This is a genomic window from Candidatus Bostrichicola ureolyticus, from assembly GCA_029851125.1.
GTDB lineage: Bacteria > Bacteroidota > Bacteroidia > Flavobacteriales > Blattabacteriaceae > Bostrichidicola > Bostrichidicola ureolyticus.
On sequence record CP100319.1, the window covers coordinates 86,017 to 100,218 of the forward strand.

The following is a 14,202-nucleotide window of genomic DNA, read 5'->3' on the forward strand; positions in this document are numbered from 1 at the left end:
TTAATTATGAATTTCAATATAAAACATTATATATTTATTATAATTAGCATAATATTTTTTTGGATATTGATAGTATATAATCAATTAGTTACTTTGAATGAACAAGTTAAAACTCAATGGGGACAAGTAGAAAATTCTTATCAACGTCGTGCAGATCTTATTCCCAATCTAGTTAATATAGTTAAAGGAGTTTCAAAATTTGAAAAATCTACAATTATAGAAGTTACTAAAGCTAGAGCTAATGCTACTTATTCTATGATTAATGATAATTTAAGTCAAGAAAAACTAAATAAATTTAACAAAGCACAAGAATTATTACATAATTCTATTAATAAATTATTAGTAACAGTAGAAAAATATCCAGAATTAAAATCTACAGAAAATTTTCTTGAATTACAAAGTCAATTAGAAGGTACTGAAAATCGTATTAATATAGAACGTAATCGTTTTAATATAGAAGTACAACATTTCAATACTTATCGTAATAAATTTCCTAATTTCTTAATTTCTCAACTTTTTACAAAATTTAAAGAAAAAGGCTATTTAAAATATGATAATAATAATATAGAAAAATCACCAATTATTAATTTTAATAATTATTATAACTTTAGAAAAGTTAATAATAAATAATGAAATTATATTTAATTCTATTAAATTTTTTTTTTATATTTTATTTAATACAATTACCAACTTCTTCTAACCATCAATTTAATGAATTACCAAATACAATAAATGAATTACCAACTCCTTCTCAACCAGTCAATGATTATGTAGGTATATTATCAAAGAAAGAAATTTTACAATTAAATAACAAATTAATTCAAATTAAAAAAAATTTTTCTGTAGAAATTTTAGTAGTTATTATAAATAATATAAATAACGATAATCCTAATTTTATTGCTACTAATTTGGGACAAAAATGGAAAATTGGACAAAAGGGTAAAGATAATGGAATAATTATTTTATTAATTCCAAATGATAAAAAAATATCTATACAAATAGGATATGGATTAGAACCATATTTAACTGATGCTATATGTAAAAGAATTATTAATAATATAATTCCTTTTATTAAAAAAAATAATTATTATTTAACTTTAAATAAAATAATTAATGCAATTATAAATATTATTAATAATAATAATAATAAAAATAAATTAAATAATAATAATTATTATTATTTATTAATAATATTTATTATTTATTTAATTTATTTATTCGGTCCATCAGAAATATTAAATATATTATTCTTTACCAATATTTTTAAAAATGATGATGATTTTGAAAATTTTGGTGAAGGAGGAAATTTTGGTGAAGGAGGAAATTTTGGTGAAGGAGGAAATTTTGGTGGAGGAGGAGCTGGAGGATCTTGGTAATTAATTGTGACCTCGGAGGGACTCGAACCCCCAACCTTCTGATCCGTAGTCAGATACTCTGTCCAAATTAAGCTACGAGGCCTTAAAACAATTTTTGTGCCCATGACTGGATTCGAACCAGCATATCTTATTATAGATACCACCCCCTCAAGATGGCGTGTTTACCAATTTCACCACATGGGCATTATTAATAATAAAAAATGGATAATAATCATTTAAAAAATATCTTGAAAGAAGTTATTATGCCAGGAGAAAATATTAATATAATAGATAAAGGAATAATATCAAATATAGAAATATTAAATAATAAAAATATAATAATTTATCTTTCATTAGAAAATCCTGCATTGCATATAAGAAATAAAATATATGAATATATAACTAATATAATACATAAAAAAATATCTAATGATATTAAAATCAATTTTAATTTTAAAAAATTTAATAAATATAATAACATTAAAAATATAATTGCTATTGCTTCTGGTAAAGGTGGAGTAGGTAAATCAACTATAGCTACTAATATAGCAGCTTATTTATCTAAACAAGGATTTAAAACAGGTATATTAGATGCAGATATTTATGGTCCTTCTATTCCAATTATGTTTAATATAGAAAATGATTATCCTACTATAATAAATAAAAATGGTATTAATAATATTATACCTATAATTAATTATGGAGTTAAAATATTTTCTTTTAATTTTTTTATTCAAAATAAACCATCAGTATGGAGAGGACCTATGGTTAGTAAAATTTTGCATCAATTAATAAAAAATATTTATTGGGAAAATTTAGATTTTTTAATTATTGATTTACCTCCAGGTACTGGAGACATTCACCTTTCAATAATGCAAGAATTTTTAATAACTGGAGTTATTATTGTTAGTACACCTCAAAAAATATCCATATCTGATGTAAAAAAAACAATTGCAATGTTTAATATTGATAATATTAAAGTGCCTATAATAGGTTTAATTGAAAATATGGCATTTTTTATTGATAATGAATTTCCAAATAAAAAATATTTTTTATTTGGAAAAAATGGTATAAAAAAATTATCTAATAATATTAATATTCCTTTCTTAGGAGAAATTCCAATATTAGAAATTATATGTGAATCCTCTGATAATGGTTATCCAATAATATTAAACAATAATATTAATTATAATTATAAAAATTATTTCATATTCATAATGAATAATATATTTGAACAAATAAATAAATTAATATTGAATGGAAATTAAAAAAAATACTATTAGTATAATAATATCTGGAAATTCTGGTGATGGTATTCAACTAATGGGAGATGTATTTGCAAATACTGCTGTATCTATGGGAAATTATATTAGCACATTTTCAGATTTTCCATCTGAAATACGTATTCCACATGATACTATTGAAGGAGTATCTGGATTTCATATTACTATAGGTAATTTTTTAGATTATGGAGAGTTATGTGATATATTAATTGCAATGAATGCTGCATCATTAAAAAAATATTTATCTAAAGTCAAAAAAGGAGGCATTATAATTATAGATAATTATGGATTTAGATCTGATAATAATCTTTTAGATCATATTATTTATGATTATACACTTTATAAAGTCAATTCATATATATATATATATAAACTTATCAAAAAATATAATTTAAAAATCAAACCAATGTATAAAAATATGTATATATTGGGTTTTTTAAATTGGATTTGTAATTATACTTTATATAATACTAAAAAGTATTTAAAAAAAAAATTTGAAAATGAAAAATTATTAAATATTAATATTGAATTATTAATTCATGGTTTTGTTTTAGAAAAACAAAATCATTCTATTGTTAATAGATTTTTGATAAAATCAACAAATAAATTAAAAAATAAATTAAAAATAAATGGAAATCAAGCTTTAGCACTAGGATTAATTATGGGATGCAAAAAAGCTAATATAGACATATTTTATGCTGGATATCCCATTACACCTGCTTCTAATATTTTTTATTATTTATCTAAATATAATATTAAAATATTTCAAGCAGAAGATGAAATTGCTGCTATTACATCAGCTATAGGTGCTTCATATGCTGGATTATTAGGCATCACTGGCACTTCTGGACCAGGTATGTCACTTAAACAAGAAGCATTAGGATTGGCTTCAATAATTGAAATACCATTAGTAATAATAAATATTCAACGTGTAGGACCTTCAACAGGTATACCTACAAAAAATGAACAAAGTGATCTTTTACAAGCATTATATGGACGTCATGGAGAATCACCTATTCCAATATTAGCATCTAAATATCCTAATAATTGTTTTAAAATAGCATTTGAAGCAGTTAAAATTGCTATAGAATATATGACTCCAGTTATCATTCTTAGTGATAGTTATATCGCTAATAGTTATCAATTATGGAATCCAATAAAAGAAAAAAAATTAAAATCAATACATAAATTACAAAATAATAATCTTACACAAAAGAATTTTTCTCCCTATAAAAGAGATAAAAGAGGAGTTAGACCTTGGATTATTCCAGGAATGACTGGATATGAACATTGTATAGGAAGTTTAGAAAAAGAAGATTTTACAGGAAATTTATCTTATAAAGGTATTAATCATCAAAAAATGGTTAATTTAAGACATTCAAAAATAAATAATATAATTAATTGTATTCCTATACAAAAGATAGAAATAGGAAAAAATACAGGTGAACTTTTAATATTAAGTTGGGGATCTACATATAATATTATATATTTAGCAATGATGAAATTATTACAATATTCTGTTTCATACACTCATTTAGAATATATATATCCATTACCAAATGGTCTAAAAAATATACTTTTAGGTTTTAAATTTATATTAATTCCTGAATTAAATAATGGACAACTTATTAAGTTAATAAGATATCAATTTTTAATTGATGCTATTCCTTTTAATAAAATTCAAGGTATACCATTTACTGTATCAGAAATAGTAGAAAAAGTTAAATCAATATTATTTCAATCCTAAAATATTTCTAATATTAGAAATATTTTTAATTGCAATTTCTCTTGCTTTTTCAGCACCATTATTTAATATTTTGTCTAAAAATAATTTCTCTTTTATGAGAGTATTAAATAATTTTCTTTCATTAGAAAAACGATTTAATATACATTGATATAAATCATTTTTAGCTTCAAAATATCCATAATTACCATTTAAATATTTATTTTTAATTTCATTAATTGATTTTTTAGAGGCTAATAATTTATATATTGAAAATATAATATTTGTATTAGGATCTTTAGATGATTGAAAAGATTTATTATCAGTACGTATATTTTGAATTTGTTTTTTCAAAATTTCATTTGAAATAAAAACATTAATAATATTATTTTTAGATTTACTCATTTTTTTACCATCAGTACCTGTAACATACATTGTATTTTCATTGGTTAATGCTGTTGGTAATATAAATGTTTTTCCCATTATTCTATTGAAATTTTTAGCTACTTTTCTAGTAATTTCTATATGTTGTAATTGATCTTTTCCTACTGGAATTATTTTAGCATTATAAAGCAATATATCTGCTGCCATTAACATAGGATATGTCAATACCCCAACATTAATACTTTGCATATTATTATTAATTTTATCTTTGAATGAATGAACTAATGTTAATCTTTTATATTTAAAAAAACAACTTAAATACCAAGCTAATTCTGTAACTTCAGGTATATCAGACTGTTTATATATTATTGCTTTATTAGTATTTAATCCACAAGCTAACCATGTGGCTAATATATTATATATATATTTTTTAATAAAAGATATATTTTTAATATTAGTTAATGAATGTAAATTGGCTATAGATATAAATACAGGATTTAAAGATTTATTATTAGCTAAATCTATAGTTGGTAAAATAACACTTAATAAATTACCTAAATGAGGTAAACCAGTACTTTGAATACCAGTTAATATTCTATCTTTAATATAATCCATTTACAATTTCTAATATTTCCTTAGTTATATTTGCTTGTCTAGCTTTATTATAAGCTAATTCTAATTTAGATTTTAAATCTTTAGCATTTTCTATAGCTTTATGCATAGCTATCATACGTGATACATTTTCAGAAGCTGAAGATTCTAATAATGCTTTTAAAAAAATCATTTTTAATTTTAATGGAATTATATATTCTATAATTTCCTTTTTAGATGGTTCAAAAATAGAATATGAATTTTTTGTTTCCATAGGTGGTGGTAAAATAGGTAAAAATTGTTTTTTTATTATTTTTGGCTTGTTTTTTATAATTTTATTATAAATTAACTGTATAAAATTAAAATTACCATGCATAAATTCTTTTAGAAGATTATCAACAATCATAGATACATTTTTAAAATTTATATTTGATAATAAATCACTTAAATCTTTATAAATAGTATACTTATTATGCAATAATACATCTTTACATTTTGTTCCTATTGTTAATAAAACAATATTTTTATTAATACTTTTCAAAGTTTCTTTAATTATTAAAGAATTAAATGATCCACACAACCCACGATTAGAACTAATAATTATTAATAATTTTTTTTTACTTTTATTATTTACAATATCATTATATTCATTTGCAAATGAATTATAAATAGAATCTATTTTTTTTGCATAATGTTGCATATTGTAAATATCAGTTTGTATTTTTTTTAATTTACTAGCTGCTACCAATTTCATCGCATTTGTCATTTTGATTATTGATAAAACTGAATGTATTCTTCTTTTTATATCTTTTAACATTTTTTATATTTTTCAATTAATTCTAATGCTACCATTTCTAAAACATCAGTTACTTTTTTAGTAAAAACATCTTTTTCTAAAGATTCTAAAACATTTGAATATTTTTCTTTTAATATCAAAAGATATTCTTCTTCAAAAGATTTTATATTTTTAATAGGTACTTTGTGTAAAAAATTATTTGTTACTATATATAATAGAGCAATTTGATAAGATATTTTATATGGATAAAAAGCTGGTTGTTTAAGTATTTCTACATTACGTTTACCATTATTAATTATCTCCATTGTACTAGTATCCATATCAGAACCTAATTTAGAAAAAATTTCTAATTCCCTATATTGGGATTGATATAATTTTAATTTATAAGAAACATTTTTCATAGACTTACTTTGAGCAGAAGAACCTACACGTGAAACTGATAAACCTTCATTTATAGCAGGACGAATTCCTGAATTAAATAAATCTGTTTCTAAAAATATTTGACCATCAGTAATTGAAATTATATTTGTAGGTATGTAAGAAGATACATCACCCGATTGAGTTTCAATAATTGGCAAAGATGTTAATGATCCACCACCTTGAACATTTTTTTTTAAAGATTTAGGCAAATTATTCATTTTAGAAGCAATTAAATCATTATTTATAATTTTAGCAGATCGTTCAAGTAAACGAGAATGCAAATAAAATATATCTCCAGGATATGCTTCTCTACCAGGAGGACGACGTAAAAGTAAAGAAATTTCTCTATAAGCTATAGCATGTTTAGAAAGATCATCATATACTATTAAAGCTTTACGACCTGTATCACGAAAATATTCACCTATAGCTGTACCAGTAAATGGAGCGAAAACTTGCATAATAGTAGTATCAGAAGAATTAGCTGAAACAATAATAGTATAAGGCAACGCACCATAAATATCTAAAATATTTAATATTTTAGCAATAGTAGAACCTTTTTGATTAATTGCAACATAAATACAATATATAGTATTACCCTTCCCCATATCATAATAAACTTTTTGATTAAGAATAGTATCTATAGCTATAGTAGTTTTTCCCGTTTTACGATCACCAATAATTAATTCACGTTGTCCACAACCAATAGGAATCATTGAATCTATAGCTTTAATACCAGTATGCAAAGGTTCATTTACAGGCTGTCTAAAAATAACACCTGGTGCTTTACGTTCTAAAGGCATTTCAAAAAATGGTCCTTTTATAGGACCTTTTCCATCAATAGGAATTCCTAAAGTATTAATTACACGACCTAACATTCCTTCTCCTACTTCTATAGAACACATTTTACCAATACGTTTAACAATATCTCCTTCTTTAATAGATTCTGATAATCCAAATAAAACTACATTTATATGATCTTCTTCAATATTAAAAACAATTCCTTTTAATCCTGTATTACTAAATTCTATTAATTCACCATAAAATACATTATTTAAACCATAAATACGAGATATACCATCTCCAACTTGTATAACAATTCCATATTCAAATGGTTCATTTTCCATTTTAAACTTCAAAAGTTTTTGCTTTATTATATCTGTTATTTCAGTATATTTTTTCATAATTAATTAAATAATTATTTAAATTATGCAATTGCCATTTAATACTTAAATTCAATTGAATATATTCATATTCTAATATTATTCCTCCAATAATTGAATTATCAATTAAATATTGAACATTTATTTGTTTAACAGAAACAATATTTGATATTTTATTAACAAGTTTGTTTTTTAAAACACTATTTAATGGAATAGCAGTTATAACTGTTACATCTATAATTCCTTTTGCTTTATGATATATTTTTTTATATTCTATAAATATTAATTCTAATAAATTTTCTCTTTTATTTTTAATTATAAATTCTATAATATATTTATATATATCAGAAAAAATAAAATTATTTCTAATAAATTCTATTTTTTTTTCTATTGTTAATGGATAATTAAAAAAAAATTGTATATAATCATTGGTCATTAATTCATAAAACTTATTAATATCAGAATATAATTCATTATCTTTATTAATTATTTTAGCATATTCAAATAATCCTTTAGCATAACTTTTAGCTATTTTTTTTTTAATTAACATATTATTTTAAATCATCAATAATTTTGTTTAAAAAATATTCTTGTGAATTTTTCATACTTAATTCTTTTTTTAATAACTTTTCAGAAGCAATAATGGATAATTGAATTATTTCTTTTTTTAAAATTTCTAATGCATTTTTTTTCTCATTTTTAATTTTAACAATAGTTTTATTTATAATTTGTTCACTTTTAAGTTTAGCATTTTCTTTAGCTTCAAATTCTAATTTTTTTTTTATATATAAAGCTTCCTTTAAAATATTTTCTTTTTTTATAATTGCTTCTTTAAGTAATTTATTATTATTTTCTTTTATGGCATTAATTTCTTGTTTAGCTTTTCTGTAAAATTCTAATGATTTATTAATATTATATTCACGTTCTTCAACATATTTAAGAATATGTTTCCAAACAAATTTTTTAAGAATTAAAAAAAGTAAAATAAATATAATAGTTTGCCAAAAAAATAATCCTATTGAAGGAGTTACTAAATCCATAATTTATTTACTTTAATACTGCTAATAGTGCTGTCACTATACCAAAAAGAGCAGCTCCTTCTATAAGAGCAGAAACAATAATCATAGCATTTTGAATTTTGTCAGCAGATTCAGGCTGTCTAGATATAGCCTCCAAAGCTGAAATACCAATTTTACTAATACCTAAACTAGCAGCAAGTACTGATAATCCGGCTCCCATGACAACTAATCCTATGTATAATAAATTATTCATATATTTTTTATTTAATGATTTTTTTTAAATATCATACCTATAAATAAAGCTGATAAATTAGTAAATATAAATGATTAATGATTTTTTTTAAATATCATACCTATAAATAAAGCTGATAAATTAGTAAATATAAATGATTAATGATTTTTTTTAAATATCATACCTATAAATAAAGCTGATAAATTAGTAAATATAAATGATTAATGATTTTTTTTAAATATCATACCTATAAATAAAGCTGATAAATTAGTAAATATAAATGATTGTAAAAAAGCTACTAATACCTCTAAAATAGAAATAAATAAAGCAAAAGGTATTGAAAATATAGCTATCCAAATTTTTTTAAAAATAAAAATTAAAGAAATCAAACTAAATATTAAAATATGTCCAGCAATAATATTAGCAAATAAACGAATACTAAGAGTTAAAGGACGAATAAAAATTTCTATTAATTCTATAGGTATTAATATAATTTTAATTAAAAATGGAATGTTAGGCATTAAAAAAATATTTTTCCAATAATATTTATTAGAATTAATCATAATAATAAAAAATGTAAAAAAACTTAAACCTAAAGTTATACTAATATTTCCAGTTATATTAGGTATTGCTGGTAATATTCCCATTAAATTATTTATTAATATGAAAAAAAATAATGTTAATAAAAATGGCATAAAATCTTTATATTTTTTTTTTCCTATATTAGGAATAGCTATAGTATTTCTTATAAATATAATTATAGGTTCTAAATATTTTCCAACTGTCCAATACATAATATAATTATTATAAGAATTAGCCATCCTAAAAAAAATATATAATATAATTATTGAAATAATAATAATTGTTATTACATTTTTTGTAATAGATAAATCTATAGGCCTTTTATTTTTAGGATTTCCATAATGATCAAAATATAATAGTCCATTATTAGATTTATATATTTTATTATTATATAATATATAATAAATTCCTGATTTATTTACTAATTTTTTATTATCAAATTTATTAGATAAAAATATTTTAAATCCATTATCCCATAATATAATCGGCAATGGAATAGTTAATTTACAAATATGTAATTCATGAGAATCACTAATATGTTTAACAATTTCTTTTGAAGTATCAAATTTATCTTTTTTAAATTTATCTGTTTTATTTGTTAAAATATTATGCGTTAAACAAATTAAAATTAAAAATAATTTTATTTTTTTTAAAAACATTTATTTGTTTTTTAAACAATAATTATAAACTTTTATTGCCTCATATGCATCTCCCCAACCTTTAATTTCAATTTTTTTACCTTCAAGAGTTTTATAATTTTTAAAAAAAAATTCAATTTCTATTTTAGTATGATAATTAACATCATTAATATCATTTAATTTATTAAAATTAGGATCATTTATAGGAACACATAATATTTTATCATCTTTTTTTTCATTATCTATCATATAAAATATTCCTATAGGCTTTGTTGTTATTAAACAACCTGGTATTGTAGGATTTGTTAAAAGCACTAAAGCATCTAAAGGATCATTATCATTAGCAATAGTATTTATAATATATCCATAATCTACAGGATAAATCATTGTAGAATGTAATACTCTATCTAAACGTATCATACCTTTTTCTGGACAAAATTCATATTTATTACGGCTTCCTTTAGGAATTTCAATTAATACATCAAAAATCATATTAAAATTTTATTTTAAATATAAAACTTCTTTAATAGCATTAATAACTCTATATTTATTAGGATACCAAATTTTAAATAAATTATTTGAATAAGGAGCCGGTATATCTGGTAATGTTATTCTTTTAATAGGTGCATCAAGATAATCAAAAGCTTTTTGTTGCACTACATAAGTAATTTCAGAAGCTATAGAAGCAAAAGGCCATGATTCTTCTACAATTACTAATCGATTAGTTTTTTTTACTGAATCTAAAATGGTTTTATAATCTAATGGACGTATTGTACATAGATCAATTATTTCTATATCAATATCTTTCAAAATTTCAATAGCCTCAAAAACTATTTTTATAATTTTTCCAAAAGATACTACAGTTACATCATTTCCTTTTTTTTTAATTGAAGCTACTCCTAATGGTATTAAATATTCTTCTTTAGGAATCATCATTTTATCATTATACATTTGTTCAGATTCCATAAAAATAATAGGATCATTATCCCTTATTGATGATTTTAAAAGACCTTTAGCATCATATGGATTTGAAGGAATTACTACTTTTAATCCTGGACAATTAGCATACCAACTTTCAAAAGATTGTGAATGAGTTGCACCTAATTGTCCTGCAGAACCTGTAGGTCCTCTAAAGACTATAGGAATATTCCATTGTCCACCACTCATTTGAGATATTTTAGCAGCATTATTAACAATTTGATCTATAGCTAATAAAGAAAAATTAAAAGTCATAAATTCAATAATAGGCCTACAACCATTCATAGCTGAACCAATACCTATTCCAGCAAATCCTAATTCTGAAATAGGAGTATCAATTACTCTTTCTTTACCAAACTCTTCTAACATCCCTTTAGAAGCTTTATAAGCACCATTATATTCAGCTACTTCTTCTCCCATAAGATATATAGTATTATCTCTTCTCATTTCTTCACTCATAGCTTCAACTATTACTTCACGAAATGTTATTTCTTTCATTTTATTTTTTTATTTAACTAAAATATAGTAACTTTTTTTTTATTTTAAATAAAGTTAAAATGGAATTAATACAATTAAATATACGTGGTATATCTCATAATCAAGTACAAGCTGGTGCTTATGCTTTATTACTTGAAGAAAAATCAGGACAAATAAAAATTCCTATTATTATAGGAATATTAGAAGCACAATCTATTGCTTCAGCTTTAGAAAAAGAACAACATGTAAGACCTTTTACCCATGATCTTTTTGTAAATTTTGCTAAAATTTTTGATTTAAATATGAAATCAGTTATTATATATAAAATATATGATGGAATATTTTTTTCACGCATAATTTTTGAAAAATTATGTGATAAAGGAGAAAAAATAGAAAAAGAAATTGATTCAAGAACATCAGATGCTATAGCTTTAGCTATACGATTTAAATCTCCTATATATGCTACAAAAGAAGTTTTTGATAAAGCTGGTATTCGGTTTGAACATTATTTTTCCTTTTCAGGTGGATTAGATAAAGAAATGAATAATATACAAAATGATTTAAAAAAACTAACAGTGGAAGATTTGCAAAATTTATTAAAACAAGCAGTTATTAATGAAGAATATGAATTTGCAGCTCATATAAAAAAAGAATTAGACAATAGAAAAAATATATGATATATATTTATGGTATACGGCCAATAATAGAAGCTATTAAATCAGGAAAAACTATTTATAATATTTTAATACAAGAAGGTTATAAGAAATCAAATTATATTGAAATTTTCAATTTTATTAAAAAAAAAAATATACCGTTACAAATTGTTAATTCATTAAATCATATTAACAATAAAAATCATCAAGGTATTATAGCTTATATATCACAAATACATTATTCTAAAATAGATCAATTATTACCTAGAATATATGAAAAAGGAAAAAATCCTTTATTACTTATATTGGATAGCATAACTGATGTAAAAAATTTTGGAGCTATAATTCGGACGGCTGCTTCTACAGGTGTAAATGCTATTATTTTCTCAAATAAAAATATAGCTCCCATAAATGCAGATTCAATAAAAACATCATCAGGATGTCTATTCAAAATACCAATATGTAAAGAAAATAATTTAAAAAAAACAATTTTATATATTAAAAATTATGGTATACATATAGTCGCAGCTACAGAAAAAAAAGGTTTTCTTTGGTATGAAAATGATTTCTCTATTCCTACTGCTATAATTTTAGGAAGTGAAAAAAATGGAATATCTTCATCAATTTTAGTTCTTTGCAATAAAAAAATTAAACTTCCTATGCAAAGAAATGTTGACTCATTAAATGTATCAGTAGCTTGTGGCGCTATTTTATATGAAGCTGTAAGACAACGTAAATTAATATAAACTACTTTTAAATTGTTTTAAAAAACGAACATCATTTTCAAAAAAGATTCTAATATCATTTATATTAAAATATGACAATGCTATTCGTTCAATACCTAATCCAAAAGCAAAACCTGAATAGATTTCAGGATCTATATTGACATTTTGTAATACATATGGATCAACCATTCCACAACCCATAATTTCTAACCATCCAGTATTATTAGTAATAAATTTATTTATTTTATTATTTAACCCTAAATAAATATCTACTTCTGCACTAGGTTCAGTAAATGGAAAATATGATGGTCTTAATCTAATAGGAGTATCATTAAATAATGACTTAGTAAAATATTCTATAATTTGTTTAAGATCTATGAAAGAAACATTAGTATTTACATATAAACCTTCAATTTGATGAAATAAACAATGAGACCGTGATGAAATAACTTCTTTACGATATACTTTTCCATATGATAAAATTCGTATAGGAGGTTTATTATTTTCCATATAACGTATTTGTACTGAAGAAGTATGTGTACGTAATAACATTTTTTCTTTAATAAAAAAAGTATCTTGCATATCTCTAGCTGGATGATCATAAGGAAAATTTAAAGCAGTAAAATTATGCCAATCATCTTCTATTTCAGGACCTTCAATAAAAGTAAATCCTTTTTTATAAAAAATATTTAAAATTTTATTTCTTAGAATAGATATTGGATGTCTAGAACCTATTTCAAATAAATTACTATATATTGTTAAATCTTTTAAAGAATTATATTTTTTTTTTTTAGAAAATTTTTGTTTATAAAAATTAATTTTAGTTAAAACATTTGTTTTTAAATTATTAATGGCTAAACCAATATTTTTTTTATCTTCTTCAGATAAATATTTAATTTCTTTAATTAATTGTGTAATTACACCTTTTTTACTAATAAATTTTTTTTTAAAATTTTCTATTTCTTCAATATTATTTATTTCAAATAATTTAATTTCTTCTTCTAATTTTTTTATTATTTTAATCATAATAATATTTGTATGAATTTTTTTTAGATTATTAATAATATTGATTATAGTAGGATATAAAGGATTTATATTCCAAAATTTTTTAATGTTCCAATAACTTATATAAAAAATTAAATATATATTTATTTTTATTACAACTTTATATATTTTTGTAGGTAAA

Annotated in this window: 16 protein-coding genes and 2 tRNA genes; 6 read left to right on the forward strand and 12 right to left on the reverse strand. The window is 21.7% G+C overall.

Features of this window, described 5'->3' with window-relative positions; translation table 11 throughout:
• Positions 1-6 precede the first annotated feature (6 nt).
• Both NHG04_00500 and NHG04_00505 read left to right on the forward strand, forming a co-directional pair.
• Positions 7-630, forward strand: a complete 624-nt coding sequence (locus NHG04_00500; protein WGH27466.1) for a LemA family protein — start codon at positions 7-9, stop codon at positions 628-630.
• Positions 630-1,376, forward strand: coding sequence for a TPM domain-containing protein (locus NHG04_00505; protein ID WGH27467.1), 747 nt, complete (start codon positions 630-632; stop codon positions 1,374-1,376). Before NHG04_00500 ends, NHG04_00505 begins: the two co-directional genes overlap by 1 nt.
• Before the next feature lie 7 nt (positions 1,377-1,383).
• Here NHG04_00505 and NHG04_00510 read toward each other — a convergent pair.
• Together NHG04_00510 and NHG04_00515 are read right to left on the reverse strand one after the other, a co-directional pair.
• Positions 1,384-1,458 (reverse strand) — tRNA-Arg (locus tag NHG04_00510).
• A 15-nt stretch (positions 1,459-1,473) separates the two neighbouring features.
• A tRNA-Leu gene (locus NHG04_00515) sits at positions 1,474-1,559 on the reverse strand.
• A gap of 17 nt (positions 1,560-1,576) precedes the next feature.
• Here NHG04_00515 and NHG04_00520 point away from each other — a divergent pair.
• Positions 1,577-2,623, forward strand: coding sequence for an Mrp/NBP35 family ATP-binding protein (locus NHG04_00520; GenBank protein WGH27468.1), 1,047 nt, complete (start codon positions 1,577-1,579; stop codon positions 2,621-2,623).
• Positions 2,613-4,385 (forward strand): 2-oxoacid:acceptor oxidoreductase subunit alpha, encoded by a 1,773-nt coding sequence (locus NHG04_00525; GenBank protein ID WGH27469.1) that lies wholly within the window; start codon positions 2,613-2,615, stop codon positions 4,383-4,385. The genes NHG04_00520 and NHG04_00525 overlap by 11 nt, the downstream gene beginning before the upstream one ends.
• On the opposite strand, the gene trpS is transcribed toward NHG04_00525, so the two are convergent.
• The 9 genes from trpS to NHG04_00570 all read right to left on the reverse strand — a co-directional run bounded on the left by trpS (position 4,371) and on the right by NHG04_00570 (position 11,659).
• Positions 4,371-5,360 carry a tryptophan--tRNA ligase gene (trpS, locus tag NHG04_00530; protein WGH27470.1) on the reverse strand — a complete coding sequence of 330 codons (990 nt, stop codon included), beginning with the start codon at positions 5,358-5,360 and terminating at the stop codon, positions 4,371-4,373. The two genes, NHG04_00525 and trpS, sit on opposite strands and share 15 nt — an antisense overlap.
• Entirely contained in the window at positions 5,347-6,153 is an 807-nt protein-coding gene (gene atpG / locus NHG04_00535; protein WGH27471.1) for an ATP synthase F1 subunit gamma, read from the reverse strand. Before atpG ends, trpS begins: the two co-directional genes overlap by 14 nt.
• Entirely contained in the window at positions 6,147-7,733 is a 1,587-nt protein-coding gene (gene atpA, locus NHG04_00540; GenBank protein ID WGH27472.1) for a F0F1 ATP synthase subunit alpha, read from the reverse strand. The genes atpG and atpA overlap by 7 nt, the downstream gene beginning before the upstream one ends.
• A complete protein-coding gene (atpH, locus tag NHG04_00545; protein WGH27473.1) occupies positions 7,717-8,262 on the reverse strand; it encodes an ATP synthase F1 subunit delta in 546 nt (181 codons plus the stop codon). Before atpH ends, atpA begins: the two co-directional genes overlap by 17 nt.
• 1 nt (position 8,263) lies before the next feature.
• Positions 8,264-8,752: a F0F1 ATP synthase subunit B gene (gene atpF, locus NHG04_00550; GenBank protein WGH27474.1), complete on the reverse strand. Its 489-nt coding sequence runs from the start codon at positions 8,750-8,752 to the stop codon at positions 8,264-8,266.
• Between the two features lie 7 nt (positions 8,753-8,759).
• Positions 8,760-8,984, reverse strand: a complete 225-nt coding sequence (locus NHG04_00555) for an ATP synthase F0 subunit C (protein WGH27475.1) — start codon at positions 8,982-8,984, stop codon at positions 8,760-8,762.
• Between the two features lie 200 nt (positions 8,985-9,184).
• The gene (gene atpB / locus NHG04_00560; protein ID WGH27476.1) at positions 9,185-10,204 is read right to left on the reverse strand and encodes a F0F1 ATP synthase subunit A; all 1,020 of its coding nucleotides are present in this window, start codon (positions 10,202-10,204) and stop codon (positions 9,185-9,187) included.
• Positions 10,205-10,675: an inorganic diphosphatase gene (locus NHG04_00565; GenBank protein WGH27477.1), complete on the reverse strand. Its 471-nt coding sequence runs from the start codon at positions 10,673-10,675 to the stop codon at positions 10,205-10,207. It abuts the gene before it with no gap.
• 9 nt (positions 10,676-10,684) lie between these two features.
• Positions 10,685-11,659, reverse strand: a complete 975-nt coding sequence (locus NHG04_00570; protein ID WGH27478.1) for a pyruvate dehydrogenase complex E1 component subunit beta — start codon at positions 11,657-11,659, stop codon at positions 10,685-10,687.
• 59 nt (positions 11,660-11,718) lie between these two features.
• Here NHG04_00570 and NHG04_00575 point away from each other — a divergent pair, with 59 nt between their 5' ends.
• Entirely contained in the window at positions 11,719-12,315 is a 597-nt protein-coding gene (locus tag NHG04_00575) for a bifunctional nuclease family protein (protein ID WGH27479.1), read from the forward strand.
• Complete coding sequence (gene rlmB, locus NHG04_00580) at positions 12,312-13,037, forward strand: 23S rRNA (guanosine(2251)-2'-O)-methyltransferase RlmB (protein WGH27480.1); 726 nt, start codon at positions 12,312-12,314, stop codon at positions 13,035-13,037. Before NHG04_00575 ends, rlmB begins: the two co-directional genes overlap by 4 nt.
• Here rlmB and pheS read toward each other — a convergent pair.
• Positions 13,029-14,042: a phenylalanine--tRNA ligase subunit alpha gene (gene pheS, locus NHG04_00585; protein WGH27481.1), complete on the reverse strand. Its 1,014-nt coding sequence runs from the start codon at positions 14,040-14,042 to the stop codon at positions 13,029-13,031. The genes rlmB and pheS overlap by 9 nt on opposite strands.
• Between the last annotated feature and the right edge of the window lie 160 nt (positions 14,043-14,202).

Excerpts from the sequence above, each read along its gene's own strand:
- NHG04_00500 (WGH27466.1), top strand. The coding sequence starts at position 7 with ATGAATTTCAATATAAAACATTATATATTTATTATAATTAGCATAATA.
- NHG04_00505 (WGH27467.1), top strand. The coding sequence starts at position 630 with ATGAAATTATATTTAATTCTATTAAATTTTTTTTTTATATTTTATTTA.
- NHG04_00520 (WGH27468.1), top strand. The coding sequence starts at position 1,577 with ATGGATAATAATCATTTAAAAAATATCTTGAAAGAAGTTATTATGCCA.
- NHG04_00525 (WGH27469.1), top strand. The coding sequence starts at position 2,613 with ATGGAAATTAAAAAAAATACTATTAGTATAATAATATCTGGAAATTCT.
- trpS (WGH27470.1), bottom strand. The coding sequence starts at position 5,360 with ATGGATTATATTAAAGATAGAATATTAACTGGTATTCAAAGTACTGGT.
- atpG (WGH27471.1), bottom strand. The coding sequence starts at position 6,153 with ATGTTAAAAGATATAAAAAGAAGAATACATTCAGTTTTATCAATAATC.
- atpA (WGH27472.1), bottom strand. The coding sequence starts at position 7,733 with ATGAAAAAATATACTGAAATAACAGATATAATAAAGCAAAAACTTTTG.
- atpH (WGH27473.1), bottom strand. The coding sequence starts at position 8,262 with ATGTTAATTAAAAAAAAAATAGCTAAAAGTTATGCTAAAGGATTATTT.
- atpF (WGH27474.1), bottom strand. The coding sequence starts at position 8,752 with ATGGATTTAGTAACTCCTTCAATAGGATTATTTTTTTGGCAAACTATT.
- NHG04_00555 (WGH27475.1), bottom strand. The coding sequence starts at position 8,984 with ATGAATAATTTATTATACATAGGATTAGTTGTCATGGGAGCCGGATTA.
- atpB (WGH27476.1), bottom strand. The coding sequence starts at position 10,204 with ATGTTTTTAAAAAAAATAAAATTATTTTTAATTTTAATTTGTTTAACG.
- NHG04_00565 (WGH27477.1), bottom strand. The coding sequence starts at position 10,675 with ATGATTTTTGATGTATTAATTGAAATTCCTAAAGGAAGCCGTAATAAA.
- NHG04_00570 (WGH27478.1), bottom strand. The coding sequence starts at position 11,659 with ATGAAAGAAATAACATTTCGTGAAGTAATAGTTGAAGCTATGAGTGAA.
- NHG04_00575 (WGH27479.1), top strand. The coding sequence starts at position 11,719 with ATGGAATTAATACAATTAAATATACGTGGTATATCTCATAATCAAGTA.
- rlmB (WGH27480.1), top strand. The coding sequence starts at position 12,312 with ATGATATATATTTATGGTATACGGCCAATAATAGAAGCTATTAAATCA.
- pheS (WGH27481.1), bottom strand. The coding sequence starts at position 14,042 with ATGATTAAAATAATAAAAAAATTAGAAGAAGAAATTAAATTATTTGAA.